Annotated in this window: 26 protein-coding genes and 2 tRNA genes; 16 read left to right on the plus strand and 12 right to left on the minus strand. The window is 58.9% G+C overall.

The genetic code is table 11. From position 1 onward, the window contains the following. Positions 1 to 230: 230 nt before the first annotated feature. Complete coding sequence (locus WDN02_RS01880; protein ID WP_337294838.1) at positions 231 to 797, plus strand: tyrosine-type recombinase/integrase; 567 nt, start codon at positions 231 to 233, stop codon at positions 795 to 797. Here the strand turns inward: WDN02_RS01880 and WDN02_RS01885 are convergent. The 4 genes from WDN02_RS01885 to cysQ all read right to left on the minus strand — a co-directional run bounded on the left by WDN02_RS01885 (position 757) and on the right by cysQ (position 3,756). Continuing rightward, positions 757 to 832: transfer RNA gene (locus WDN02_RS01885), tRNA-Glu, on the minus strand. The genes WDN02_RS01880 and WDN02_RS01885 overlap by 41 nt on opposite strands. Before the next feature lie 55 nt (positions 833 to 887). After that, entirely contained in the window at positions 888 to 2,057 is a 1,170-nt protein-coding gene (locus WDN02_RS01890) for a hypothetical protein (RefSeq protein WP_337291894.1), read from the minus strand. Positions 2,058 to 2,181: 124 nt separating this feature from the next. After that, entirely contained in the window at positions 2,182 to 2,778 is a 597-nt protein-coding gene (locus tag WDN02_RS01895; RefSeq protein ID WP_337291895.1) for a DUF1134 domain-containing protein, read from the minus strand. 123 nt (positions 2,779 to 2,901) lie between these two features. Further along, positions 2,902 to 3,756 (minus strand): 3'(2'),5'-bisphosphate nucleotidase CysQ, encoded by an 855-nt coding sequence (gene cysQ, locus WDN02_RS01900; protein WP_337291896.1) that lies wholly within the window; start codon positions 3,754 to 3,756, stop codon positions 2,902 to 2,904. A gap of 335 nt (positions 3,757 to 4,091) precedes the next feature. Here cysQ and WDN02_RS01905 point away from each other — a divergent pair, with 335 nt between their 5' ends. The 6 genes from WDN02_RS01905 to WDN02_RS01930 all read left to right on the plus strand — a co-directional run bounded on the left by WDN02_RS01905 (position 4,092) and on the right by WDN02_RS01930 (position 9,969). Then, positions 4,092 to 4,763 carry a histidine phosphotransferase family protein gene (locus WDN02_RS01905; protein WP_337291897.1) on the plus strand — a complete coding sequence of 224 codons (672 nt, stop codon included), beginning with the start codon at positions 4,092 to 4,094 and terminating at the stop codon, positions 4,761 to 4,763. Between the two features lie 201 nt (positions 4,764 to 4,964). Continuing rightward, positions 4,965 to 7,493 carry a hybrid sensor histidine kinase/response regulator gene (locus tag WDN02_RS01910; RefSeq protein WP_337291898.1) on the plus strand — a complete coding sequence of 843 codons (2,529 nt, stop codon included), beginning with the start codon at positions 4,965 to 4,967 and terminating at the stop codon, positions 7,491 to 7,493. Between the two features lie 2 nt (positions 7,494 to 7,495). After that, a complete protein-coding gene (locus WDN02_RS01915; RefSeq protein WP_337291899.1) occupies positions 7,496 to 7,987 on the plus strand; it encodes a chemotaxis protein CheW in 492 nt (163 codons plus the stop codon). Positions 7,988 to 8,029: 42 nt separating this feature from the next. Beyond that, positions 8,030 to 8,407 (plus strand): response regulator, encoded by a 378-nt coding sequence (locus tag WDN02_RS01920; RefSeq protein WP_337294839.1) that lies wholly within the window; start codon positions 8,030 to 8,032, stop codon positions 8,405 to 8,407. A gap of 54 nt (positions 8,408 to 8,461) precedes the next feature. After that, on the plus strand, positions 8,462 to 9,118 hold the full coding sequence (locus WDN02_RS01925) for a CheB methylesterase domain-containing protein (protein ID WP_337291900.1): 657 nt from the start codon (positions 8,462 to 8,464) through the stop codon (positions 9,116 to 9,118). Further along, entirely contained in the window at positions 9,115 to 9,969 is an 855-nt protein-coding gene (locus tag WDN02_RS01930) for a protein-glutamate O-methyltransferase CheR (protein WP_337291901.1), read from the plus strand. Before WDN02_RS01925 ends, WDN02_RS01930 begins: the two co-directional genes overlap by 4 nt. Before the next feature lie 53 nt (positions 9,970 to 10,022). Here WDN02_RS01930 and WDN02_RS01935 read toward each other — a convergent pair whose 3' ends face one another. Then, positions 10,023 to 10,724 (minus strand): response regulator transcription factor, encoded by a 702-nt coding sequence (locus tag WDN02_RS01935; protein ID WP_337291902.1) that lies wholly within the window; start codon positions 10,722 to 10,724, stop codon positions 10,023 to 10,025. Between the two features lie 340 nt (positions 10,725 to 11,064). Between WDN02_RS01935 and WDN02_RS01940 the strand changes: the two genes are divergently transcribed. Together WDN02_RS01940 and WDN02_RS01945 are read left to right on the plus strand one after the other, a co-directional pair. Further along, positions 11,065 to 11,472, plus strand: a complete 408-nt coding sequence (locus WDN02_RS01940) for a flagellar export protein FliJ (protein ID WP_337291903.1) — start codon at positions 11,065 to 11,067, stop codon at positions 11,470 to 11,472. Between the two features lie 191 nt (positions 11,473 to 11,663). Continuing rightward, entirely contained in the window at positions 11,664 to 12,728 is a 1,065-nt protein-coding gene (locus tag WDN02_RS01945; RefSeq protein ID WP_337291904.1) for a UPF0104 family protein, read from the plus strand. A gap of 30 nt (positions 12,729 to 12,758) precedes the next feature. Here the strand turns inward: WDN02_RS01945 and WDN02_RS01950 are convergent, their stop codons facing one another. Continuing rightward, positions 12,759 to 13,034 (minus strand): DUF1153 domain-containing protein, encoded by a 276-nt coding sequence (locus WDN02_RS01950; RefSeq protein ID WP_337291905.1) that lies wholly within the window; start codon positions 13,032 to 13,034, stop codon positions 12,759 to 12,761. A 381-nt stretch (positions 13,035 to 13,415) separates the two neighbouring features. Between WDN02_RS01950 and mnmA the strand changes: the two genes are divergently transcribed. From mnmA to WDN02_RS01970, 4 genes are all read left to right on the plus strand, one after another. Then, a complete protein-coding gene (gene mnmA, locus WDN02_RS01955; protein ID WP_337291906.1) occupies positions 13,416 to 14,633 on the plus strand; it encodes a tRNA 2-thiouridine(34) synthase MnmA in 1,218 nt (405 codons plus the stop codon). Next, positions 14,633 to 15,373, plus strand: a complete 741-nt coding sequence (locus WDN02_RS01960) for a class I SAM-dependent methyltransferase (RefSeq protein WP_337291907.1) — start codon at positions 14,633 to 14,635, stop codon at positions 15,371 to 15,373. Before mnmA ends, WDN02_RS01960 begins: the two co-directional genes overlap by 1 nt. A gap of 154 nt (positions 15,374 to 15,527) precedes the next feature. Continuing rightward, complete coding sequence (locus WDN02_RS01965; protein ID WP_337291908.1) at positions 15,528 to 17,150, plus strand: L-lactate permease; 1,623 nt, start codon at positions 15,528 to 15,530, stop codon at positions 17,148 to 17,150. A gap of 106 nt (positions 17,151 to 17,256) precedes the next feature. Then, positions 17,257 to 17,333 (plus strand) — tRNA-Met (locus WDN02_RS01970). 231 nt (positions 17,334 to 17,564) lie between these two features. Here WDN02_RS01970 and WDN02_RS01975 read toward each other — a convergent pair. Together WDN02_RS01975 and WDN02_RS01980 are read right to left on the minus strand one after the other, a co-directional pair. After that, positions 17,565 to 17,882 (minus strand): hypothetical protein, encoded by a 318-nt coding sequence (locus WDN02_RS01975; protein WP_337291909.1) that lies wholly within the window; start codon positions 17,880 to 17,882, stop codon positions 17,565 to 17,567. A 40-nt stretch (positions 17,883 to 17,922) separates the two neighbouring features. Further along, positions 17,923 to 18,114 carry a hypothetical protein gene (locus WDN02_RS01980; RefSeq protein WP_337291910.1) on the minus strand — a complete coding sequence of 64 codons (192 nt, stop codon included), beginning with the start codon at positions 18,112 to 18,114 and terminating at the stop codon, positions 17,923 to 17,925. Between the two features lie 79 nt (positions 18,115 to 18,193). On the opposite strand from WDN02_RS01980, the gene WDN02_RS01985 reads away from it, so the two are divergent. Together WDN02_RS01985 and WDN02_RS01990 are read left to right on the plus strand one after the other, a co-directional pair. Then, a complete protein-coding gene (locus WDN02_RS01985; RefSeq protein ID WP_337291911.1) occupies positions 18,194 to 18,496 on the plus strand; it encodes a helix-turn-helix domain-containing protein in 303 nt (100 codons plus the stop codon). A 77-nt stretch (positions 18,497 to 18,573) separates the two neighbouring features. Further along, positions 18,574 to 19,005, plus strand: a complete 432-nt coding sequence (locus WDN02_RS01990) for a hypothetical protein (protein ID WP_337291912.1) — start codon at positions 18,574 to 18,576, stop codon at positions 19,003 to 19,005. Between the two features lie 126 nt (positions 19,006 to 19,131). Here the strand turns inward: WDN02_RS01990 and WDN02_RS01995 are convergent, their stop codons facing one another. Both WDN02_RS01995 and WDN02_RS02000 read right to left on the minus strand, forming a co-directional pair. After that, positions 19,132 to 19,404 (minus strand): hypothetical protein, encoded by a 273-nt coding sequence (locus tag WDN02_RS01995; protein ID WP_337291913.1) that lies wholly within the window; start codon positions 19,402 to 19,404, stop codon positions 19,132 to 19,134. 584 nt (positions 19,405 to 19,988) lie between these two features. Continuing rightward, the gene (locus WDN02_RS02000; RefSeq protein ID WP_337291914.1) at positions 19,989 to 20,216 is read right to left on the minus strand and encodes a hypothetical protein; all 228 of its coding nucleotides are present in this window, start codon (positions 20,214 to 20,216) and stop codon (positions 19,989 to 19,991) included. 390 nt (positions 20,217 to 20,606) lie between these two features. On the opposite strand from WDN02_RS02000, the gene WDN02_RS02005 reads away from it, so the two are divergent. Further along, positions 20,607 to 20,816 carry a cold-shock protein gene (locus WDN02_RS02005; protein ID WP_337291915.1) on the plus strand — a complete coding sequence of 70 codons (210 nt, stop codon included), beginning with the start codon at positions 20,607 to 20,609 and terminating at the stop codon, positions 20,814 to 20,816. Positions 20,817 to 21,130: 314 nt separating this feature from the next. Here WDN02_RS02005 and WDN02_RS02010 read toward each other — a convergent pair whose 3' ends face one another. Together WDN02_RS02010 and WDN02_RS02015 are read right to left on the minus strand one after the other, a co-directional pair. Beyond that, positions 21,131 to 21,772 (minus strand): DUF4239 domain-containing protein, encoded by a 642-nt coding sequence (locus WDN02_RS02010; protein ID WP_337291916.1) that lies wholly within the window; start codon positions 21,770 to 21,772, stop codon positions 21,131 to 21,133. Between the two features lie 388 nt (positions 21,773 to 22,160). Beyond that, positions 22,161 to 22,991, minus strand: coding sequence for an IS5 family transposase (locus WDN02_RS02015; RefSeq protein WP_337291686.1), 831 nt, complete (start codon positions 22,989 to 22,991; stop codon positions 22,161 to 22,163). Positions 22,992 to 23,032 lie beyond the last annotated feature (41 nt).

The following is a 23,032-nucleotide window of genomic DNA, read 5'->3' on the forward strand; positions in this document are numbered from 1 at the left end:
CGGTTCAAACGGGGGCCAGATCAGTCGGTGCCGCGAATCAACGATTGAAAGCTCTTAAGGCGCTTTTCAGTTGGGCGACGGAAGCCGAAGAGGCGAAGTTTAATCCGGCTCGCGACGTCAAGCTCATCAAATACAAAACCAAAGGCCACCATTCGTGGACGATTGAAGAGGTCGAAATATTTGAGCGGCGTTTTCCGCTGGGCACGAAGCCGAGGCTTGCGATGGCGTTGATGCTTTACACGGCAGGTAGGCGCGAGGACGCCGTGCGACTCGGCCCGAAGCACATTCAAGGCGGGCGCATTCGCTTCACGCAGGCGAAGAATGAGGACCGCGCGCCAGTAGAAATGGACATGCCGCCGCATCCGCACCTCAAAGCTGCGATTGATGTCGGGCCTTGCGGTGTTGAAACTTTCCTTGTCACCGAGTTTGGGCAGCCCCACACCGCTAACGGCTTTGGCAATTGGTTTCGTGAGAAATGCATAGAGGCGCGTGTGCCCGGTCGCGCGCACGGCTTACGAAAAGCGATGGCTGCACGACTCGCGGAAAGTCAGGCCACCGCGCACGAAGTTATGTCGATTACCGGCCACCGCACGCTGGAAGAAGTCGAGAACTATACTCGGGCTGCCCGCAAGCCAGGAATGGCGGACTCGGCGATGCTGAAATTGCAAACGTCCGCCGCGAAGATTGTCCCACCGCAAATTGAGGTGGGACAAGAAGACGAAAAAGATTTGATAAAACAAGCGCACTTGGCGGCGCTGGCGCTCCCTAGGGGACTCGAACCCCTGTTTTCGCCGTGAGAGGGCGACGTCCTAGACCGCTAGACGAAGGGAGCGGGAAGCGAGGCTTCTAGCGCGCACGCAACGCGTCCGCAAGGGCACAAGGCGTTCTCAGGTTCCAGTCTGGTTTGTCATTTCGAGATTTGCGTCGCGGGCCTCCCCGTCTGCCGCGAGGGCCGGAGGCGCCAGACGGGCGATAGCCGCGCCGATTTCGCTCACTTCCTGGCGCAGTGAGGCGTTTTCCTCCGCCTCACTTTTGGACGGCGGCGAGCCGCGGCCGGCGCGCGTTTGCGACAATTCCGATTCAAGCGCTTCACAGCGCCGCCGCGCCGCATCGAGCGCGCCTTGAAGCGTTGCCGATTCCGATCGCAGACCTTCATATTTTTCGCTCAGCGCGCGCGCTGACTCGCGCGACTTCTCGACATGCTGGTCGCGCTGCGCCGTGATCCGCGTTTCGCGCTGCTTGGCATCTTCGAGCGCCGCATCCTGGACGCCGATCTTGATGTTCAGGGCCCGCAGCTTTCCCTGGTCGGCATCGCGCTGCTGACGCAATTCATCAAGGTCTTTGCCGAGTTGAGCTGCGCGCGCCGCCTCGGCATCGAATCTTCGCTGCAACATCGCATAATTCGTCTCAAGCACTTCGAGATTGCTCTTGGCTACGACGAGGGCATCGTTGAGCCGTGCCGCATGTGCGGTGCGCTCGGTGAAACGCTGCTCAGCCTCGACCAGGGTCCGGCTGACATCGCCAAGCCGAAGCTCGAGGCCGGACGCACGCGCGTCCGCCGCGGCATGGTTGGCAAGTCTCTGATCGGCGAGCGTCGAGAGGGCCTGTTGCGCTTGATTGAGCTTCGCCAATTGTTCCTGTTTGGTCTTATAGAGCCCGTCAGCATCGTATAGCGCCGCTGATAGCGCGCCGTGCTCGCTGGAAAGGGCGGCAATCTCCGCTTCGGCTTTCGCCAAAGCCTCGGCTCTCCCGCGGACCTCTTCCTGATGGCTTTCAACCGCTTGTTTGAGCGCAAGAATTTCCGCGGCGCGGCGGCCAAGTTCGCTGCGGTCTACGGCATGGGCCTGTGCCACCTCGCCCACGCGGATTTCGAGACGGCGGCGCTCGACCGCGAATTCGGCCCGCAGATGGTCCCGGTCAGCCAGAATTTCTTCAACGGAGAGCGGAACTTGCGTTTCCAGCCGGCGGCGCGTCAGACGCAGCGCGCGGCGCCAGAATGCCGGTGCAAAAGCAAGCGCCATGAGTCCTGCCACCAGGAACCCAAGCGCAAAGATCATCGCCTGCTCAATCACGCAGCTTCACCCGCCGGATTGTCATGCGCTGGATTATGACACCTCTGCCCGAGAGATCAAAATGGACACAAATCGGCTACGAAGAAGCTGGTGCCGCCTTGAGACGCCTTTAGAAGGGATTCCAAGTGGGGTGCGAGGTGAACTTCAGATATCCGACATTCACGCCGAGTCTGGCGCCAAGCCCGGTGCGAACGGGAACCACGACCACATCATTCGCGGTCAACGCCGTCATGCCAAATCCGCCGACGAAATAGGCCGAGCCGTTGACACCGGCGAAGCGCTGAAACACCGCGCGGACCGCCGGCAGCCCGTAAACGAGCATCATCGTGCGGTCACCGTCCGCGCCGGCATCGAAGCCGAGCGAAGGTCCCTGCCAAAAGACCTTCATGTCGCCGGCGTTTCGCGTGTACATCAGGCCTTCGCCATAGCGCAGGCCGCCGATGAAGGCGCCGCCGGCTTCCTGCCCGAGAATATAGCCGTTCGGGCGGCCCCAACGCCGCGAGGCCTCTTCTACAACCTGGGCCAGGCCACGCGACAGCGTGCCGAAGAAATGATGACCGGCCTGCATGAGTTCGTCGCCGGTGAATTCACCCGGACGATCGTCCTCGCTCACAGCGAGCGCGGCCTTCGGCAAGCCCAGGGCCAAGCCAGAGGCCGCCATCAACGCCAATTTCGCTGAAAATTCCCGCCGCGAAGTGGGTCTCATGGTCATCTCCCGAATGAGCCGGCGCACGGCATGGTCAATCGGCACATCTTTTCGCCAAGCGGAAGACACGCCGAGGGGCCGCGAATCGCGCCTCGACTGTCAACCTCTATGGTTAACGAAAGATTACGCCGTTCTTGGGCCCGCAACGACAACGCTCGTATCGGGATCGGCCCATGCGACGAAAGAGCCATTCATGAATTTGGTCGCCGTCTTGCCGTAGCGCAGCGGCTGTCCGTCCCGGTCGAGCACGATGCCGCCTGCCGCGCGCAAAATTGCATCGCCGGCAGCCGTGTCCCATTCCATCGTGGCTCCGAAACGCGGGTAGATATCGGCCGAGCCATCAGCCAGTGCACAGAATTTCAGCGAGGACCCAATCATCCGGCGTTCTTTGATGTTCAGATGGTCCAAAAAGGCCGTGGTTCGCGGATCCGTATGCGACCAGCTTGTCAGGGCGACGCGGTTCTCGCGATCCTGTTTGCGAACTGTGATTCTGGTCCGCTCTGTCGGCGGCGGCAATTTAGCGCCAGGCGCGACCGGAAACGTGACGGCATGATCGCCCGCGAGCCACATCTGTTCGAGAGCCGGCGCATAGACGACGCCGACCCTTGGTTCTCCACGCACGATGAGCCCGATATTGACCGTGAATTCGCCCTTCCCGGCCAGGAATTCACGCGTGCCGTCGACAGGGTCGACCAGGATGAACGTGTCATCGTCGGTCGATTGGGCACCCGCCGCCGCGGCCTCTTCCGAGACCACCGGCAGCTCGGGCATCCGCGCCGCGAGGCCTGCGAGAATGACCGCCTCGCCTGCAAGATCGGCATCGCACACCGGGCTCGTGTCGCCTTTCTGCCGCGCGTTACTGTCATTGTTATAGAACAGCATAATCGCAGCGCCGGCGGCGACCGCGAGCTCGGCGAAATCCTCGGCGATCGCCTGATAGTTCAGGCTCAATGGCTTTGAGCTTAATTGGACTGACATTGGATCCTGCAGACCCCGCGACTCACACGCCGCTTATGAGGTGAAGATATTGGCTTCCCGGCGGCTAATGAAAGGCCTATCGGCGCAATGGTTGCAAACGTCCTTGCTGGGTGTAACAAAAAGCCGTCGCTGCGCAAGTCGATTCGCCGCGGGTTTCTGTCGCAATGTCGAGATTTATCTTGCACTTGCGAAGAATCTACGCCGCTATGCCGCGCTGCAACAGAACAGATTCGATCGGGCGGTGGCCATTCTAAAGTTTAGCCCGCCGGCTCCTGAACGGGGTCTCTCGCAGAGCTTGGACTGAAGGCCCCTCGCTGTACTCCAAAGGACGGAACATGACAGAATTCGCCCTCGGCTCTCTCGATCTTGCGGCTCTCTTATGCTCGCGCGTGTGCCATGACGTCATCAGCCCGGTCGGGGCCATCGTCAACGGACTCGAAATGCTCGATGAGGAAAAGGATCCCGAGATGCGCGGCTTCGCGCTCGATCTCGTGAAGAAGAGCGCCCACACGGCTTCCGCGCGGCTGCAATTTTGCCGGCTGGCTTTTGGCGCAGCGGGTTCAGCGGGGGCTGCCATCGATACCGGCGATGCCGAAAAGGTCACGCGCGGTCTTCTGGAAGATGATCGCACCAAATTGAGTTGGAACGTGCCGCGCATTCTGATGGCGAAGGACAAGGTGAAATTGATCTTGAATCTTTGCCTGATCGCCGCAGCGGCAATCCCGCGCGGCGGCGTGATCACGGTGAATGTCGATACGAGAGAACCCACGCCGCATATCGATGTCGAAGCCAATGGAACCAATGCCCGCCTTGCGAGCCATGTTCCGCAGTTGCTCGCTTGCGCGCCGGAAAATAACCAAGTCGACGCGCATGGCATTCAGGCGTTCTATACGGGGCTGATCGCACGCGCGGCGCAATTATCGCTAAACGTAACGGCCGAACCCGAAAAAGTTCGCATCGAGGCTCACCCAGCCACAACCGATGCTTTAGCAGATACATTAGCATAACTATCCCGCGCATAAGCCGTCGTGGGCTGTTTCCTTCGTACGGATAGAAACGGCATCGAACCGGCTAATATTTGCGCGAAATTATTGCGTCTTTTATTCGTAAGCGGCTTTGAATGGCCGCGTTTTTTCAACGCTCTTTAACCCATTCAGCGCAATAATTCTTCGCCGGGGCTTGTCCTTGGCTGGAGACTTGGCGCAGCTATGGATGACCTGCTTAGCGATTTCCTTATCGAAACCAGCGAGCAAATCGACGCCGCCGGCGAACAGCTTGTTCTGTTTGAGCGCGATCCCTCCGATCGCGAAGCCATCATCCGCATCTTCCGTCTGTTCCACACGATCAAAGGAACTTGCGGTTTTCTCAGCCTCTCGCGGCTCGAACTGCTCACGCACGTTACAGAAAGTCTGATCAGTAAATTGCGCGACGGCGCGCCGGCGACGTCAGAGACCGTCTCGCTGATTTTGACTGCGGTCGATCGTGTGAAAACCATCCTCGCTAACCTCACGGACGTCGGCAAAGAGCCTGACGGCGACGATCGGGACTTAATCGCGGCGTTGGAATCCGACGCGAGCGCGACGTCTCGCGCACCTGAAAATGCACCGCTCGCAGCCCAGCCCAAGACGGACGCGGGCGCCAACAAAAATCCGTCGCCGCGAACCATGCCATCGAGCCGCGCCGATAGCATCCGCGTGTCGGTCGGCGCTTTGGAGAGGATCATGATCCTCGTCTCCGAACTGGTGCTGACACGCAACCAGCTTCTGGAGATCACCCGGCATCAGGAAGATGCAATCATCAAGACGCCACTGCAGCGTCTCTCCGGTCTTACAAGCGATCTGCAAGATGCGGTCATGCGTGCGCGCATGCAATCCGTCGGACGCGTTTTCGCGGGTCTTCCCCGGCTTATCCGCGAGCTTTCTGTCGATCTCAAAAAGAGATTTCGGCTGGTCACCGAGGGCTCCGAAACCGAACTCGACCGCCAGCTCATCGAGCTTATCCGCGATCCTCTGACACATCTTCTGCGCAATTGTGCCGATCACGGCATCGAATCGCCGGAAGACCGCGTCGCACAGGGCAAGCCCGAGGAAGGCACTATCCGAGTCGCGGCCGCGCACGAGGCTGGTTACATTACCATCGATATCTCCGACGACGGCCGAGGTCTCGACCTGCAGAAAATTCGCGAGAAGGCCGTGGCCAAGGGCTTGGTATCCGCGGCGGAGCTCCGTGAGCTTTCCGATGAAGACATAAGCCGGTTCATCTTCGCGCCGGACTTCTCGACCGCCGCGACAGTCACGAGCATTTCCGGCCGCGGCGTCGGTATGGACATCGTGCGCGACAATATCGAGGCGATCGGCGGCACGATCTCGTTGACGACAATGGCCGGCAAAGGCACGCGCTTCACGCTCAGAATTCCGCTCACCCTGGCAATCACACCGGCGTTGATCGTCGAGGCCAGCGGCCACCGTTTCGCCCTGCCGCAGCATTCCGTCGTTGAGGCGGTTAGTCTGGAAGAGGCAGGCCCGCACGCGCTTGAGCTTTTGCAAGGCAGTCTCGTTCTTCGGCTGCGCGACGAGACTTTACCTGTCACGTCGCTCAAATCCATTCTGCAGCTTGACGACAGCGCGCCAGCAGCCGCTGGCGAACTCGTGATCGTCATGCGGGTCCATAACCGCGTATTCGGCATTCTCGTCGATGCGGTATTGGACGTGCAGGAGATTGTTGTAAAGCCGCTCGGCAGTTCGTTGTCCGACCTTCGTGCCTTTTCCGGGCACACGATACTTGGCAATGGCTCCGTGGTGCTGATCCTTGACCCCAGCGGCATTGCTTCGCGGATGGGCTTCGAGAGTGTCAGCGATTACGCGGTCGGCCGTGCTGTCGAAACTTATGTTCCCGCCGATGAAATGACACGCTTTGTGTTGTTCCGGGCTGGCCCGGGCGCGCCGAAAGCGCTGCCGCTCTCCCTGGTCGTGCGGATCGAGTCGATTCAGGCCGCAAACATTCATACGTCCGACGGCCGCATGGTCGTCCAGCATCAGTCGCAATTGATGCCGCTCGTGCCCCTTTCCCCCGGTGCTGAATCCCGTCTGCAAGATGTCAATCCGGTTCTCGTGCTCGGCGTCGGCGGCGAGAGCATGGGGCTTTTGATCGAAGAAATCATCGATGTGATCGACGCGCCTCTGAATATCGAGATCAGCAGTATGTCGCCGGGCATCATCGGCACCGCCGAAATCCGCGGCGAGATCGCCGAAGTCCTCGACGCGACCTATTTCTTGCAGATCGGCCGCCCGGCCGCATATTCACGCGGCGTCGCGCACCAGTTTCGCGTGCTGCTCGTCGACGACAAACCTTTCTTTCGCGACATGCTGGCGCCGCTGATCATCGCCGCGGGTTATCGGGTCAACACCGCCGCCTCGGCCGCGGAAGCGCTTGCGATGTTCGAGAAGGGCGCGCAATTCGACGCCGTCGTGACCGATACCGACATGCCCGACATGAGCGGCTACCAGATGGCGCGCCAACTGACGCAAGAACCGCGTCATCAAGGTCTGCCGATCATCGCGCTTGCAGCGCATGCTTCGCCGAACGTTCTGCAGGCGGCAAAGGAAAGCGGCATGTATGGCGCGGTCGGAAAATTCGATCGCACCGCGCTGATCCGGATACTGGGCGAAATTCTCGAGGTGCGTCACCTCAACAGACACGAGCTTGAGAGAAGCGTCATCGGATCGGTTGCAGCATGACCATGGACCACAGACAAGATCCTGCACGATCGTCAAACGCCCCCGCCGGCGCCGAGGACGAAGCGCAAATCCGCTGTTTCGTCGTCTTCGTCGGCGGCGAGCCCTTGGGGCTTTGCGTTGATTACGTGCAGACCATTTTCGGAATCGATGCGGTCACGCCTGTACCGCTCGGGCCGAGGGAAATTATCGGTCTCGTCAATTTGCGCGGCAAAATCGTTACCGCGGTCAGTCTGCGGCGGCGGTTGGATTTGCCCGATCCGGCCGACACACGCTCGATGCTCGCGGTCGGGATGGACTACCGTGGCGAAAATTTTGCCCTCGTCGTCGATGAGGTCGGCGATGTCCTGCATCTCAACCCGCAGTCGCGAATCTCGCTGCCGCCACATCTCAACGATCGCAGGGCAAAGTTTACCAAGGCCGCGTATCGTCTGGAAACCGGAATTCTGTCGTTGCTCGATGTGGCTGCGATTTTCGATTTCCCGCGCCACGTATGACGCAACGGAATGAGTCAAATGGAAGAGATCGGGGACACGACAATGAAGCAGATTTTGGTGGTCGACGATTCGACCGTCATCCGAAAGGTGGCGCGACGCATCCTTGAAGGCATGAATTTCCAGACTGTCGAAGCTGAGGACGGCCGCAAGGCGCTCAACGCCTGCAGTTTCTTCATGCCGGATGCAATTTTGCTCGACTGGAACATGCCGGTCATGGACGGGTTCGAGTTTTTGCACGAACTGCGCAAGATGCCGGAAGGTTTGAAGCCCAAAGTCGTCTTCTGCACAACGGAAAATGACGTCGCGCATATTGCGCGCGCGATCCATGCCGGGGCCGACGAATACATCATGAAGCCCTTCGACAAGCAGATCCTGCAGTCCAAGCTTGAAGAAATTGGCTTGCTCGACGCGGCCGCGTGAGACAGTGGTCCCGCCGGCATGAGACAACACGGCAGCGATATGGATTTTGGTGCCATGGGCGAAATATCTGCGCCGGCAACTTTGCATCCGCTCATGGGATTTGAACTTTCCGTAGCGCCCGAAGCGATCGTGATTGGCGTCTCGACGGGCGGCCCGCAGGCACTTCCGATCGTTATCAAAGATCTTGCACTCGGACTTCAATTACCCATTCTCATTGCTTTACATATTCCAGCCGAGTTCACCCGCACGGTCGCAACGCGGATCCAATCGATCGCGGGCGTTCCAGCGCAGATCGCGCGTGACGGAGAAAAACTCCTGCCCGGACATGTCTACTTGTCACCTGGCGACTCGCACATCAGCGTCGCCCGAGACGGTAACGCGGCCATCATCCGGTTGCTCGATACGCCGCCGGAAAATTTCTGCAAACCGTCGGTCGATGTCTTGTTCCGCTCCGCTGCGGAAGTGTTCGGTCCGGCGGTCATCGGCATTGTGCTCACGGGCATGGGCAGCGACGGTCTCGCCGGGACGCGCGCCATCGTCGCTGCCGGCGCCAAAGTCATCGCACAGGACGCGGCCTCGTCCGTCGTGTGGGGTATGCCACGTCTTGTCGCCAGCGAAGGACTCGCGCAGGCGGTCCTGCCGCTGAAGGAAATCGGCGTTTCGGTCTGCCGTCTCGTTCGCCACGCACAGTTTCGAGAGCAAAAATCATGAATTCCGATTTTGACGTGCTTCGCCAATTGCTCAACCGGCGTTCGGGGCTCTCGCTCGATGCGGAGAAGGCCTATCTCGCAGAAAGCCGGTTGCAGCCGCTCGTGCAGCAGCTCGGACTCACGGGGCTGGGCGGCCTCGTCAAAATGCTGCTTTCCGGCGCGCATGAAGACCTCGAACGCGAGGTCGTCGAGGCGATGACGACCAACGAGACTTTTTTCTTTCGGGATCGCGTGCCGTTCGACAATTTCCGGAAAGTCATCCTCCCGCATCTATTGGAGGCGCGTCGCGAAAGCCGTCAGATCCGCATCTGGTGCGCAGCCTGCTCGTCCGGCCAGGAACCCTATTCGCTCTCGATGCTGCTCGACGAGGAAGCGCACCGGCTGGCCGGCTGGAGCATTGAAATTCTAGCAACCGATCTATCGCGCGCCGTCGTCAATGCCGCGCGTCAAGGCGTGTACTCGCAATTCGAGGTGCAACGCGGTCTCCCGATCGCCCAGCTCCTGCGCTATTTCCGGCAGGATGGAGAACGCTGGCGCATCAACGAGCATCTGCGGTCGCGCATCCGCTTCACTGAATTTAATTTGCTTTCCAGCTATGCCGCGCTGGGCCGTTTCGACGTCATTTTCTGCCGCAACGTGTTGATCTATTTCGACGTGCCAAACAAGAAAGACGTTTTGGAGCGCATGGCTGGCGCCCTTGCCCCGGATGGATTCTTCGTCATGGGCGCGGCGGAAACGGTTGTCGGGCTAACAGACATGATGGTGCCGCATCCGTTGCATCGTTCAATCAATATTCACCGCACAGCCGCCTTCCCCGCGGCGCGGCCGTCATTGACGCTCGTCGCGAGCTGAAACAAAAAGGCCCCGCTCGAGGCGGGGCCTTTTTTTATTTCGTTGCGGCTGTCTTATGCCGAAACCAATTCCTCGTCTTCCGAAGGTTCGCGCAGCACATAGCCGCGGCCCCAGACCGTCTCAATGTAATTGCGACCGCGGCTCGCGTTGGCGAGTTTCTTGCGCAGCTTACAGATAAAGACGTCGATGATTTTCAGTTCCGGCTCATCCATGCCCCCGTAAAGATGATTCAGGAACATTTCCTTGGTCAGGGTCGTGCCCTTCCGCAGGGAGAGGAGCTCCAGCATCTGATATTCTTTGCCGGTAAGGTGCACACGGTTGCCAGAAACCTCGACGGTCTTCTGATCCAGGTTCACGATCAGATCGCCGGTCGCGATGACCGATTGAGCGTGGCCTTTGGAACGGCGGACGATCGCATGGATGCGGGCGACCAGTTCATCCTTATGGAAGGGCTTGGTCAGATAATCGTCGGCGCCGAAGCCCAACCCCTTCACTTTATCCTCGATGCCGGCAAGACCGGAGAGAATGAGGATGGGCGTCTTGACCTTGGCAACCCGCAGCGTCCGCAGGACTTCATAACCGGACATGTCGGGAAGATTAATGTCGAGAAGGATGATGTCGTAGTCGTAGAGCTTGCCGAGATCGATTCCCTCTTCGCCAAGGTCCGTCGTGTAGACGTTGAAATTTTCCGACTTGAGCATCAGTTCGATGCTTTGCGCTGTGGCGCTGTCGTCTTCTATCAGGAGCACGCGCATGTGGAGCCCTCAGCCTTCCCCTCGTCGGTCGGCGCGCGAAACCAGTCTCAAGACCTCCGCCCCAGCGCGGGAGTCAGCGAGAATAAATCTGCCGAACCACTTTCTTAAAGTTAACGGGCATTGGTTAACAAAATCATTCCGAACGCCCCAGAACCCCCGTCCGAATCAGGCACACGATAAAATATACTCGATCATCACCGAACCGCCAGCGGCGCGACCCCAAGCGTAAAGACGACAAGCGTAAGAAAGCAGAAACTTTAATAGGTCATATTCGCACTCGTCTCGCAGAAAAATTGACTAAACAGATCGAGATCAGGCTGGCGTTTCGGAGTAACAAAATATGAAGTCGCGGGATTCGCTCATCCGTCTCAAGCGCTTCCAAGTTGAGGAGCGTCGCCGCCGCATGGCCCAAATCGAGGCGATGATCGCCGAATTTGCGCGCATGGTTGCCGACCTCGACCGTGAAATCGCACTCGAAGAGCAGCGCGCCGGCATCTCCGATATGGCGCATTTTGCCTATCCAACCTACGCCCGGGCAGCGCGAACGCGGCGCGACAACCTCCAGCGCTCAAGCGGCGAATTGCGCGAGCAGCTTGAGGCGGCCAAAGCGCTCTTTGACGAAGCCGTCGCCGATCTCAGCAAGGCCACGAGCCTCGAAGGACGCGAGAAAGCCGCTGAGCGGGGCCATGAGGCGCTGGATCAAGGCGTGCCCGTGGTCAACTTTGACCTGCGCGTCGCCCGCGCCTAAAACCCTCATTGGCTGATCGAGCCCGGCATCGTTAAAACCGCGATGACGGCCAAGCCTCGGGCGCGCCGTCAAATTGTCGCCTCCCTGGCGGAAAATGAGCGCTTGCTTTGTAGGACGCTTTACGGTCTCCACAGGCCGGAAGCGAGGGGCGGTTGATCGCCCCGCCGTGGCGCGCGGATTTCAGGAGAGACATGAAAAGGCTCACCGAATTTGTCTGGCCTGCCATCGGTGTTGTCGCACTCGTCGTATCGATTTGGCTTCTCGATCAGCAGTTCCATGGCCAAGCGATCGGGCCAAAGGTTATGGCCGATCTTAAAACTATTCCGCTGCCGCAATATGGGCTGGCGATTCTTTCGACCCTCGTCGCCTACGCCGCACTGGCCTGGTACGACCGAATCGCGCTGATGCATCTCGGCGTCAAACATATCTCCTGGCGCTTTATAGCTCTATGCTCGTTCACGACCTACGCACTCGCCCATAATATCGGCGCCTCGGTCCTCTCCGGGGCCATGGTGCGTTATCGTGCCTATTCCACCAAAGGGCTCTCGACGGCGCAGATCGCCCTTCTCGTCGGCATATGTTCGCTGACTTTTATGCTCGGCGTCCTGTTCCTCGGCGGGATTGTGCTGGTCGCCGAACCCCTGCAATTGCGACGCCTCGGCCATCTCTTGCCGCACGCGCTCACCCAACCGGAAACCGCGCGGGTGATCGGCCTCATCTGTCTCGGGCTTGTTGCGGCTTATATCATCGGCTCGGCGCTGCGGCTGAAGCCTCTCGTCATCGGCCGCCTACGCATTGAATATCCGCATCCCGACATCGCCTTGCGGCAAGTGGCTGCCTCATCGGCGGAATTGATGGGCGCCGCCGGCATCATTTATTTTGCCCTACCGCAGCAGGCCAATCCCGGCTATTTCGTTATTCTCGGTGTTTTTATCGCGTCGTTTTCCGTCGCTTTGGCGTCCGAATCGCCAGGCGGGCTCGGCGTCTTCGAACTGCTCTTCATCAAGGCCATGCCGGCGGTGCCACATGACAAGGTGCTCACCGCACTCTTGGTGTTCCGGCTCCTCTATCTCGTTTTGCCGCTCATCTTTGCCGGCGTGGTGGTGGTCGTCTTCGAGCGCCGTCGCCTGAGCGAAGCGCTGCATGCCGATGATATGCCGGAGACGGCCAGCGGTGATTCGCGAGTTGAAAGTGAAAAGACCGAGACGGAATCGGCTCGCATAGCCAAAGAGCCCGCGAGCCACGCCGATTCTTGAGGCGGCCGGCCACAGACGCTTATTGTGGGCTTACATGCGATATTGCTGAATGCGCGTGGTGCGCAGGCCGGCGAGCCCATGTTGGTCGATCGACATCTGCCAGGACAGGAATTCGTCGACCGTCAGCGTATAGCGATTGCAAGCCTCTTCCAACGAAATGAGCCCACCGCGCACGGCGGCCACAACTTCGGCCTTGCGCCGGATAACCCAGCGTTTGGTCGTGGTGGGAGGAAGATCTGCCACGGTGAGGGGGCTCCCGTCTGGCCCGATGACGTATTTAGCCCTCGGGCGGTGCAACTCGACCATGATCTCAACTCACATACTGACTAACTCACCCTCCAAGACTAAATAAGCGAGCTTAAGATTCACCTAAGCGAGATAACCATGTTTAGCTTAACTCGCGGGTCGCAAATTAGTATAATTTCTATGAATACGATAATAAGCCATTTACGAATTCTACACGGACCTTACCCGTTTCTTGGCGAAACCTTAACGAGTGCCCGAAAGCGGGACAGCAAGGGTCTCGCTTGCTCTGATAGCGACACCGGCGTTGCCAACCCGGCAGAGGGGTGATTTAGAATAGTGCGTTGTCCAACCCCGGCGCATCGCCAAGCATGTGAACGCGCCGGGAGACGACTATATGAGCGGTATGACCGCCGACGTTTACCGAACCGATCCGATCGCCGCATGAGTTCCGAACCGCTCAACAGCCTCGATTTGCCGAAGCCGCCCGCCGAGACGCGAGTGGTTGTCGCGATGTCGGGCGGCGTCGATTCCTCCGTCGTCGCGGCGCTGCTCAAGGAGCAGGGCTATGACGTGATCGGTGTGACGCTGCAGCTTTACGATCATGGCGCCGCGGAACACCGCAAGGGCGCCTGCTGCGCCGGTCAGGATATCCACGACGCGCGCCAGGTCGCGGCGCGGCTCGATATTCCACACTACGTTCTGGATTATGAGCAGCGGTTCCGCGAAAAGGTCATCGACCGTTTTGCCCAGAGCTATGTCGAGGGCGAGACGCCGGTTCCCTGCGTCGCCTGCAACAGCGATATCAAGTTCGCCGATTTTCTCGATACGGCGAAGTCGCTGGGTGCCGACGTTCTCGCCACTGGGCATTACATCGTTTCGCGCCCGGATGGCGCTGGCGGCCGCGCACTGTTTCGCGCCGAAGATACAAGCCGCGATCAAAGCTATTTCCTGTTCGCGACCACGCCCGAACAATTAAAGAGCCTGCGGTTTCCGCTGGGCGGCCTCGACAAGTCTGAGGTGCGCGCAATTGCGCGCCGCCATGGTCTGCTTGTTGCCGATAAAGCTGACAGCCAGGACATCTGCTTCATCCATTCCGGCAAATACAGCAATTTCATCGAGCAGATGCGTCCGGATGCGGCGCAGCCCGGCGATATCGTGCATCTGGATGGGCGCGTGCTCGGCCGCCATGCTGGTGTCATCAATTATACGGTCGGCCAGCGCCGCGGCCTCGGCATCAGCTTCAATGATGCTGGAATTGCCGTTCCGCTCTATGTCGTGCGGCTCGACGCCGCGCATGCGCGGGTCATTGTCGGTCCCCGCGAAGCCTTGGCGACCCGACGCGTGACTTTGCGCGATCTGAACTGGATTGGTGACGGGTCGCTCGCCGATATCGGCCCGACAGGCCGCGATGTGTTCGTGCGCGTCCGCTCGACGAAGGCGCCTATCGCAGGTTCGCTGCACATCGAGAACGGCGAGGCGCGCGTGGCCTTCGCCAGCAACGAAGACGGTGTTTCCCCCGGACAGGCTTGCGTTCTCTACGACGGCGATCGTACCGACGCCCGCATGCTTGGCGGCGGTTTCATCTGCGCGACCGAATCCGGCCTGTCATTGGAAGCGCGCTCGCCGACCGATGTTTCGCTCGCCGCTGCCGACGGCTGATGAACAAAAACGAGGGAAGCCACCACTTTCTGCCGTCGCGCCCGTCCGGCCAGACCGGACGCCTTCGCCAGCGCGGCCCCGTAGCCGCGCACGCAAATCGCGCCAGAGCTTTTGACAATGCCGCTGTCGCCAGCGCCTACGCACGCTGGGCGCCGGTCTACGATCTCGCTTTTTCCGAAGCCATGCGGCCGGGCCGCAAGATCGCCGCCGCGGTCGCAGGACGCCACAAGGGCGCGCTCGTCCTGGACGTGGGCGTCGGGACAGGGCTCGAATTGCCGATGTTCGATCCGTCGAGTCGTGTCGTCGGAGTCGATCTTTCGGAGCCGATGCTGCGCCGCGCCGCGCGCCGCGTGGCCGACACATCGCTAGACCATGTCGCCGGTCTTTCGGTGATGGATGCCTGTCACCTCGCTTTCGCGACGGCGACCTTCGACGTGATCGTTGCGCCTTATGTTCTCACCGTGCTGCCAAAACCGGAGGCAAGTCTCGACGAATGGGTGCGCGTCCTCAAACCCGGCGGCGAAATCGTTCTCGTCAACCACATCGGCGCGACGGGGGGGCCGCTCGCCTGGGTGGAAGCGAAATTGGCAGAGCGCAGCGCCGCTCTCGGCTGGCGGCCAGAATTCCCGTGGCGCGTTTTGGCAGATTGGCTCGCCGGCCACGACGATTTGACACTTATCGAGCGCCGCGGACTGCCGCCCTTCGGCTTTTTTACTTTGGTGCGCATCGCCAAACGGTGAAATCAAATCTAGATCGAATCTATTTGCTGCAATGCAGTATAAAAATTCTCTCCAATGCTTGATTTCGACAAGCGCTTGTGAAGTATAGCGGAAGAAGTTAACTCTCCCATCTCGACCTAAGCCAGAATAACGATGTCGATGGGGAGAAACATAGGTGTTCCACCAGCTTTTAGCGCCCGTTGCGGGGAATCTCGGCCTGTCGTTCCTCGTCGGGATATTGCCGGTGCTCGCCGTGCTCGTTTTGCTCGGACTTTTGCGCCGGCCCGGGTGGCAGGCGGCCCTAGCCGGACTTGTCGTCGGTTTGATCATCGCCATCGCCGTCTGGCAGATGCCGCCCAGTCTCGCCGTCAATTCCGTCGTCAGCGGCGCGGTCTTCGCGCTGTGGCCGGTGATGTGGATCGTGCTGAATGCGCTGCTTCTCTACAACATCGCGGTCGAGTCAGGCCGTTTCGACGCCTTTCGCGCCTGGCTTATCAATCATGTGCCGCAGGACAAGCGCGTCGTCCTGGTCGTGATCGGCTTTTGCTTTGGCTGCCTGCTTGAAGGCATTTCCGGTTTCGGCACGCCAGTCGCCATCACCAGCTCGCTGCTCATCCTCATCGGCTTTCCGGCGCTTGAGGCCCTCGTCTTTGTTTTGATCTTCAACACGGCGCCTGTTGCCTTCGGCGCGCTCGGCGCGCCGATCACCGTTCTCGGCGCCGTCACCGGATTGCCGGCGCATACGCTCGGCGCCATGATCGGCCGCCAATTGCCGGTGATAGCCCTGCTTTTGCCGTTCTACGTCATCGCCCTCTATGGCGGCCTGCGGTCGCTGAAAGCGCTTTGGCCGCTGTTGCTGGTCGCGGGCGGCAGCTTTGCCGTCTCGCAATTCATCTCCTCGAACTATCTCGACTACGCGCTGACCGACGTCTTCGCGGCGCTCGGTTCGCTCGTTTGCACGCTGCTTTTCCTGCAGGTCTGGCAGCCGGCACCCGATCCGGAGTTTGCGATTTCCGACGCCGCCGAGAAAAGGGCGACCGAGGCGCAGCCCATTGCGCCTTGGCAAGGCTGGATACCCTGGCTCATCGTTTCGGCCGTCGTGATCATCTGGACGCATTTCAGTTTTGCGACCGTCGGCGCACAGGCAATCCACTGGCCCGGCCTCGACAAGGCCATCGCCATCACGCTCTATAATAATAAGCCCTATGCCGCGGTCTGGAACTTCCAGCCGCTTGCGACCGGCACGGCGATCCTTTTCGCCGCGCTCATCACGTCGCTGGTCATCGGCCTGCCGATCAATCGTTTCTTCGCTTGCATCGGCCACACGATCCGCCAGGCTTGGATTGCCGTCGTCACCGTGATGCTGATCCTCGGCCTCGCCTATCTCATGAATTATTCCGGCATGGCCTATACGCTCGGCAAGGCGGTTGCTTCGACTGGCCATTTGTTCGTGTTCTTGTCACCCTTCCTCGGTTGGGTCGCCGTACTGCTTTCCGGCAGCGACACCTCGGGCAACGCGCTTTTCGGCAATCTGCAAGTCGTCGCGGCGCGGCAACTCAATCTGAACCCGATCCTTTTTGCCGCGACCAATTCGTCCGGCGGCGTGATCGGCAAAATGGTGTCGCCGCAGAATATCGCGACCGGCGTCGCGGTTACGAAGCTGAAAGGACAGGAAGGCGTCGTTTTTGCCCGGACGTTCTGGCACAGCATCATTCTGACCGTCGTCCTCGGGATTCTGGTCGCAATCCAGCAATATTTGATCCCCTGGATCATCCCGGTCCTTCCCACCGGCCATTGAGGCTGACTGCGCCACACCCGCGCCGCCGCGCCTTGACTTTCGCGCGAGCGGCGGCCTATACGGCAGGCCGCTGCCGCGCGGGCTATTTAAGGCTTTCGCGCAACGGGGCGGAGTAGCTCAGCCGGCTAGAGCAGAGGAATCATAATCCTTGTGTCGGGGGTTCGAGTCCCTCCTCCGCTACCAAATGATTTCAAGTACTTAGCTTAGAATTAGCTCCGAAATCATGTTGCAACGTGTTGCGTCGGCTATCTAGCAATATCAATGGTTTACACGTGTTGCGGTTTATTCCGTGCAACATGACTGCAACATGGTTTGCATGAAAAAGGCCCGCGCGAAGCGGGCCTTCTTTGCTTGGCATCGAGCGCCGCGGTGAAGCGCCCTGCCCTTCATCGTTAGCTGCGGGGGGCGTCGGCGCTACGCGGCGTCTTTCGCGGGATAGACGCAGCAAGAATCAACTTCAAGCGTCGCGCCGGCTAGGTCCTCAAGGCCGATTACGTACCGCGGCCAATCTGCGCCGAGTTTGTGAGCGCGCACCGTTCCGACGATTTCAGTCTCGCCGATTTCGACGATAACGCGCTCGCCCCGCCGCCAAAGAAGGCCCGCGACGTCAGTCGTCTCGCCTTCGCCGGCCGCTTGCCACGCGCAAAGCCGATCCATTTCGCTTTCGGCGAGATCAATCCGAAGCCGCGCACCGCCGTCTTTATTGCTTGCGTGGATCTTGCTGATCAGCATTTGCAGTAGTTCGCTGGCTTCATGGTTTTCTGCACACCGCTCACACATCGGCTCGCCTCCCCGTGAAGGATGCCAACTCGGCGGCGATATCGGGCGTCAAGTCGACGCTGGCGGCGGCGATGTCTTCAAGAAGCAGGTAGGCGCGGCCGGCGTCGGTAAGGGTAAAGGCGGGTTCTTCAAGGTTGGCATTGGGCAAAGCGATAGAGCTTGCCCGAACGGTGTTCTTCCGCATTTCAATAACCCCGTAAGTCATTAGTATGATCTAACAGATCAGAAATGGCACGACACAGCTAAGCTCGTCAACCACATTTATGATCTATAGGATTATATTTGTTGACAACCCGGTCGGCATCGTGGCCAATACGGGCATGCTCACCCCAGCCCAGATTCGCGCGGCGCGCGCCCTGCTCAACCTTTCCCAAGATGAACTTGCCGAAGCGAGCGGCCTGGCTCGGCAGAGCATCAAAAACATCGAGAGGGGCGTCACCGACCCTCGCCTATCGACCGCTATGATGATCAAAACCACTTTGGAAAAGGCCGGCGTGCAGTTTCTCGAAGCAAACGATTCTGCCGTTGGTCCGGGCGTGGCGCTGAAAACTCAGACCAGCACCTAGCAAAAGCGAACAGTGTTTCAACACCCGCGGCGAAGGCGTCGTCAGGTTGCCAGCGAAGGCTGAAAGGCCGGCAAGCGATGAGTGTCAAAGAGAAATTCGTCACAAATCCTCTTTCTGCGGTTCTTCGTATCGATCAGATCACGACCGAGAAGGCCGAACTAGAATTGGCATTAGGAAGCCAAGTCGAACGATTCCAACTTCGTCGCGACGGTTCGTCTTTTTTTGCGCAGCTTAATATTCCTATTGCACGTAGTGCTTGGGATGACGTGAGCAATTTTGTACAAAAGTTTGGGGCCCGCATATTGGCGCTGCAGACGGACCGCCGAATAGGCTCTGCGGTAATAGACATGGCTTTTCCGATCGATGACCGGATGGCAACAGCTTCGATTGGATTGGCAAGCCACGTGGCCGCAATCATCGGGAAATTTGGAATTGACTTGGAATTCTCTATTTATAGCACAAGCAACGACGGCGAAGGCTCAAGCTCAGACGGTGATGATGTAGATTGATTCACGTTGCATGCACGTCAGGGCAGCGACACTCTCACTGCCTCCAGCGTCGACGAGCGCGGCACGACGAAAGCACCAGGCGCGTGACGCCTGGTGCCATGATCTTCGCGCCTGCGAAGCTAACTATTATTTGTGGCCGCCGTGCCCGCCACCATGACCACCGCGGTTACCGCCGTGCATGCCGCCACCGTGCATTCCATGGCCACCATGGCCGCCATAACCTCCGTGACCGCCGCCACGACTCCATCCGTGGAATCCCGCGCCGCCGCCGAAACCTAAACCGCGGCGCTGCCCATAACCGCACCAATACCAGCCCGGGCCACTCCACGCAGAATCGTACCAACAATAATTGTGGCCGCCGAAGAGGAATTGCGCCAACTCGATATTACGTTCGGGCATCACTACGCGATTAATGGAATTCGAATCAGGCATTGGTGCCGCTATCGCCGATGTTGCGAAAAGTCCTGCGACCAAAATCGATGCGCTTGCAACCTTCATAACATTCTTCATCTGCGCTCTCCCTACAACTAGGAAGCAACGGGTGACGAGAAGCGAATGAATGCGAAGTGAATAAACGACAAGATAAGCGTCACCTTCACCGATCGTGCAATGCGAAACGAAGTATGTTGGTTGCGGCGCAACCTTGCTAACGGCCTGCAAATATTCTCGAAGCGCCCTTTAAGGATGCAACTGCTTACGGTACCTTCACGTTAGTTGTCCGATAGATCGGAGGCTGCCATGTTCGTGGTTTCGCATCATCAACACGCTTCGTCTCGCCGTTTGGGCGATCTTACACAAAGGGACGATTTTGCCATGGCCATCACCGCTGTGGTCATTGCAGCCATTATTATTGTTGCGTGTCTAGCGCCGCCTTCACTGGTCGGGATGGGATAATCACCCGCTCTTGCACCGAGAGAACGGTCAGCTCAGTAAATAAAAAAGCCGCCCGAAAGGCGGCTTCTTACAAACAACGGCAGTCGCTGTTAGTGATATTGGCCCAAGCCAATACCAAGGATCCCCGCCCGGCGACGCAACGCGCCAACCGTGCGCTTCATTTGCTTTGAAACCTTCTCGACCGGGGTGCGGGCCTTTGAATGTGCCTTGAGACTACGGACATCATCCTTCGTCCACGGCTTGATGACGCGGCGCGCTGATTTCGAGGGCGCGGCTTTCTTCGCCACGGTTTTCTTCGTTGCTGCCTTCTTGACCATTCGGATCCTCCTTTGGAAAGTCGGCATATAGTCATCAAATCGTTAGTATCAAGCTAACAGCGTAAGCGGCTCGCGATGCTGCCCTGACGTTACATTTTAGTATGCCGCGACATCGTCACGAGGCCGAGTATCAGGCGCGTCATCGTAATTCGGCGTCCGCTCTCGTTTGGCCAAGGCTTGTCAACCCTAGGTCTGCGTAACCGTAATTGCATCTTGCCTATGGTGGATTTTTCTCTTATACGCCGCGACATCCGATCTTGTTGTCGAACCTTGTTATCGCGCTACGCGCGCCATCGACGGTCTTCCTCTTTCAAAATCGTGATCTGAACCGCTTGTCGCGCCGGGTGGCGCGCTGAGTTGAAATCCCGTGACTGATTGAAAGGAATCGTCATGACCATCGGCACAGTAAAGTTTTTCAACGATCAAAAAGGTTTCGGCTTTATTCAGCCAGACGACGGTGGTGCGGACGTTTTCGTGCATGTGAGCGCTGTAGAGCGTTCCGGCCTTCGCGGCCTTGTAGAAGGTCAGAAGGTGAGCTTCGAGACTGAGACAGATCGCCGTTCGGGCAAGCTGGCTGCGGTCAATCTGCAAGCCACGTAACGAATAAACATTCACATCATTTGCGAAGGAGGCCGGGCTTGTCCCGGCCTTTTTTTTGCGAAACGACGCCGGGTTTTCACCCGGCCGGGCGGCATTTCATTGACGACGAAGAGAACCAGTTAAGGGTCGTTCGCGGTCATGGACCGCCTACCTCAACCGCACCACCAGTCCCATCACAAACGCTGTCAGCGCCAACGCGATAACAGCCAAAAGCGCCAGTCGTATCGCTCGCGCCAAGGCGAGCGCTTCCAGGCTTCGCGCTCGGCTTCGTCGAGATTGTTTTGCGAACGGTAGCCCATTCGACCCCTGTTGCCTCAGGGGTCAGCATGATCGGCAATAACTTCGGTAATGGCATTGGGGCCGACCTTAACCGTTCCCGAAAACGGGCGATCCAAAACCACGACGACCAGAAGCGCGGAAAAAATCAAAACCGAAAGCAGCGCGGTCATAAGCATCTGCGCTCGCAAATTGATAGTGCCAAAGAAAAATGTGAAGCTGATCGTCAAGACTGCGCCAACGAGAAGAACCGCCCAAACTACGCCTGGCACCGCACCCTCCGCCGCCTCAAGTCTTGCGCGCCGCGCCTGAGTTAGATCGTCGATCTGCCGGAATATTTCAGATGCAATAGGGCTGCTACCCTGGGATTTTGCTGACATGGAAACCGCATTGTAGAGGGCTTCCAACGCAGTATGCGTTTTCTTGCTTTCTCCACCGCCTTCCATCGCCGGCCATTCATTGGAAACAGCCGACCGCAGATATGCCGTCAAAGCGGTCTTCAGGGCCGAAGCTTCGTTCGACTCTAAACCGGAAGAGATATGATACAATGCTGCAGCGGCACCGGCCTCTTTCTCAACAGTGTTGTCGGCGTCCGCGTACTTTTTCCAAACCAGAATGATCGCAAAGGCAAGAAGCACTGCGTAAAGCACGCCGACTGTCGCGAACTTAAAGCCGGCCACCTCATTGTTTGTCGTCAGCTTTTCGAGAGCGACAAAGCGGCGGACGATGAGAGGCCCAAAACAGGCAAGAACGCTTGTCAGGCCAACGAGGAAAAGTCCGGACAGCCAAAGCGGTTCACGCCTTATGAGACCTGTGCGCGGGCAGCCTTTATTATTGAATTAGCTGACTTTTGGCGTGGTTATCGTTGTTCCGCTTTTCGACCGCCGCACTGTTGTCCCGCTACAGCCGTTGAGCCGCGATTGAGGATGGTTTCTTGTGATCAAGCCTTTGATTCAAGCCTTTGATTCAAGCCTTGGCGGCGATCGTGAGCGTGCGTTTCATATTGTAGGCGATGGCGGTGAAATGGATTTGCACAGCAGCTTTGGCAAGTCCTCGCCATCGCATGCGTCAAAGACCGTAGCTGCGTTTCCAGGTCCCGAAGATCTTCTCGATCCGCCCGCGGATGCGGTGAATGGGCCGGTTCCAGGCATGAAGGCGTGCCGATGTTTCGGCTTCGTCACGGCCCCACATGCCGGTGGCGACGATACGAGGCGTCCCGCCCTTCGCACGCACGGCCGCCGCGAAATGGCTTCCTCGATAAGCACTGTCGGCAAACACCTCGCCGGGATTGGCCGGCAGAGCATCGGGGCCAGCCCTGCCATCGTTGACATTGGCAGGCGTGACGGCAAGTTCCTCGACAAGGGCAGTATCGGCATCGGCGCCGACATGGGCCTTGAAACCATGAACCGCCGGTCTGCCCTTGTGTTTGACCCAATGCGCTTCGCCGTCACCCTCGCTGGTCGAGGCAATGATCGTCGCATCGACAAGCGTGCCGGTCTTCACACGGACCGCCTTTGCCTTGAGCTGACGAGTGATTTCCTCGAACAGGATCCTGTCCAAGCCATGGCCAACAAGGGCCTTTCGGAAACGCACAAAAGCCGTGCGCTCGGGTGTCGGCTCCGAAACCGAAAATCCGCAGAAGCGTCGGAACGAGCCTCTGTCATCCAGCGCCTCGGCAAGCTTGACGTCTGACAAGTCGTACCAGATTGAAAGCAGCATCGCCTTGAACAACGACAGTGGCGGCCAGGCCGGCTCTCCCTTGGCAGCACAGGAAATCACACGCAGGGCACAATCGATCGGCGTCCAGTCGATCAGTTCGACAAGATCATCCAGCGAGGAGCGTTGGTCGCGATCAGTGGCAAAACCAAATCTCTCCTGACCAATGCGCCGACGTGCCATCGCATTCCTCAATCCATTGTTCAGACCAATGGAATCATAAA

Origin of the sequence: Methylovirgula sp. (assembly GCF_037200945.1) — a bacterium.
Taxonomy (GTDB): Bacteria; Pseudomonadota; Alphaproteobacteria; order Rhizobiales; family Beijerinckiaceae; genus Methylovirgula.

Excerpts from the sequence above, each read along its gene's own strand:
- WDN02_RS01995 (WP_337291913.1), bottom strand. The coding sequence starts at position 19,404 with ATGCCCGAACGTAATATCGAGTTGGCGCAATTCCTCTTCGGCGGCCAC.
- WDN02_RS01880 (WP_337294838.1), top strand. The coding sequence starts at position 231 with ATGCTTTACACGGCAGGTAGGCGCGAGGACGCCGTGCGACTCGGCCCG.
- WDN02_RS01895 (WP_337291895.1), bottom strand. The coding sequence starts at position 2,778 with ATGAGACCCACTTCGCGGCGGGAATTTTCAGCGAAATTGGCGTTGATG.
- WDN02_RS01975 (WP_337291909.1), bottom strand. The coding sequence starts at position 17,882 with ATGCTGATCAGCAAGATCCACGCAAGCAATAAAGACGGCGGTGCGCGG.
- WDN02_RS01990 (WP_337291912.1), top strand. The coding sequence starts at position 18,574 with ATGAGTGTCAAAGAGAAATTCGTCACAAATCCTCTTTCTGCGGTTCTT.
- WDN02_RS01925 (WP_337291900.1), top strand. The coding sequence starts at position 8,462 with ATGGGCGAAATATCTGCGCCGGCAACTTTGCATCCGCTCATGGGATTT.
- WDN02_RS01905 (WP_337291897.1), top strand. The coding sequence starts at position 4,092 with ATGACAGAATTCGCCCTCGGCTCTCTCGATCTTGCGGCTCTCTTATGC.
- WDN02_RS02015 (WP_337291686.1), bottom strand. The coding sequence starts at position 22,991 with ATGGCACGTCGGCGCATTGGTCAGGAGAGATTTGGTTTTGCCACTGAT.
- WDN02_RS02000 (WP_337291914.1), bottom strand. The coding sequence starts at position 20,216 with ATGGTCAAGAAGGCAGCAACGAAGAAAACCGTGGCGAAGAAAGCCGCG.
- WDN02_RS01980 (WP_337291910.1), bottom strand. The coding sequence starts at position 18,114 with ATGCGGAAGAACACCGTTCGGGCAAGCTCTATCGCTTTGCCCAATGCC.
- WDN02_RS01920 (WP_337294839.1), top strand. The coding sequence starts at position 8,030 with ATGAAGCAGATTTTGGTGGTCGACGATTCGACCGTCATCCGAAAGGTG.
- cysQ (WP_337291896.1), bottom strand. The coding sequence starts at position 3,756 with ATGTCAGTCCAATTAAGCTCAAAGCCATTGAGCCTGAACTATCAGGCG.
- WDN02_RS01915 (WP_337291899.1), top strand. The coding sequence starts at position 7,496 with ATGGACCACAGACAAGATCCTGCACGATCGTCAAACGCCCCCGCCGGC.
- WDN02_RS01960 (WP_337291907.1), top strand. The coding sequence starts at position 14,633 with ATGAACAAAAACGAGGGAAGCCACCACTTTCTGCCGTCGCGCCCGTCC.
- WDN02_RS01930 (WP_337291901.1), top strand. The coding sequence starts at position 9,115 with ATGAATTCCGATTTTGACGTGCTTCGCCAATTGCTCAACCGGCGTTCG.
- WDN02_RS01945 (WP_337291904.1), top strand. The coding sequence starts at position 11,664 with ATGAAAAGGCTCACCGAATTTGTCTGGCCTGCCATCGGTGTTGTCGCA.
- WDN02_RS01985 (WP_337291911.1), top strand. The coding sequence starts at position 18,194 with ATGATCTATAGGATTATATTTGTTGACAACCCGGTCGGCATCGTGGCC.
- WDN02_RS01940 (WP_337291903.1), top strand. The coding sequence starts at position 11,065 with ATGAAGTCGCGGGATTCGCTCATCCGTCTCAAGCGCTTCCAAGTTGAG.
- WDN02_RS01935 (WP_337291902.1), bottom strand. The coding sequence starts at position 10,724 with ATGCGCGTGCTCCTGATAGAAGACGACAGCGCCACAGCGCAAAGCATC.
- WDN02_RS01950 (WP_337291905.1), bottom strand. The coding sequence starts at position 13,034 with ATGGTCGAGTTGCACCGCCCGAGGGCTAAATACGTCATCGGGCCAGAC.
- WDN02_RS01890 (WP_337291894.1), bottom strand. The coding sequence starts at position 2,057 with ATGATCTTTGCGCTTGGGTTCCTGGTGGCAGGACTCATGGCGCTTGCT.
- mnmA (WP_337291906.1), top strand. The coding sequence starts at position 13,416 with ATGAGTTCCGAACCGCTCAACAGCCTCGATTTGCCGAAGCCGCCCGCC.
- WDN02_RS02005 (WP_337291915.1), top strand. The coding sequence starts at position 20,607 with ATGACCATCGGCACAGTAAAGTTTTTCAACGATCAAAAAGGTTTCGGC.
- WDN02_RS01910 (WP_337291898.1), top strand. The coding sequence starts at position 4,965 with ATGGATGACCTGCTTAGCGATTTCCTTATCGAAACCAGCGAGCAAATC.